This is a genomic window from Faecousia intestinalis, from assembly GCF_040096185.1.
Lineage (GTDB): Bacteria > Bacillota > Clostridia > Oscillospirales > Oscillospiraceae > JAZOXB01.
Window position 1 is genome coordinate 1 of record NZ_JBBMFF010000008.1, and the last position, 672, is coordinate 672.

Below are 672 nucleotides of genomic sequence, written 5' to 3' on the forward strand. Positions count from 1 at the left end.
GTTTTTGATTATTGGACGATGATCTTCCCGTCGGCAAAGTCCGTGATCACGCAGCCGCCCGCCGGGAACTGGTAGGTATCCTTCAGGTCTTTTAAATGCAGCGTAACTTCACCGGGACTTTCGGAGACGATCCGGAGCGTATTGTCCTGCCAGTATACCTGCAGGTCGCTCTCCTGCTCGCCGGTCAGTGTGTAATAGAATTCGTCTGTGCTTGGAAAGGATACTTGCCCAAACCATCCCCTTGCACTGTATGAAGCTACCTCACCCTTCAGACGGAAGCCGGTCGCTGTCAACTCCAGCCACTGATCATCTGCCTCATTCATCAGTTCGATTAGGAGATAAATTTTATCGCTATCTACCCGCATCCATGCATTTTTGGATGTGACTTCAAAACGCAGCTTTTCCGTATCTGGAATCAGGTACTTTGGCATTGTAGCTGTAACACCCATTGGCCAGGTACTTTCACGCAGGATTTCCATCGTAGAATCCGCTGTTACCTCACCGTCAGCTCCTGTATGCAGGTATTTGCCTTCCGCGTTGTATAGCCAATTACTAATGTAGTAGGGAGAAACCCAGATGTTTGTCATCGGTTCCGATTTCTGCTTTGTGCAGCCGAATAAGAGCGAGGAAATCACTATTACAATTACAATAAAAATTGCTATTCCTTTATGC

At 47.6% G+C, this 672-nt stretch carries 1 protein-coding gene; it reads right to left on the reverse strand.

Features of this window, described 5'->3' with window-relative positions; all coding sequences use genetic code 11:
• Window positions 1-8 precede the first annotated feature (8 nt).
• Window positions 9-672, reverse strand: a 664-nt coding sequence (locus tag WMO66_RS00065) for a hypothetical protein (protein WP_349134365.1), incomplete at its 5' end; no start/stop codon positions are given.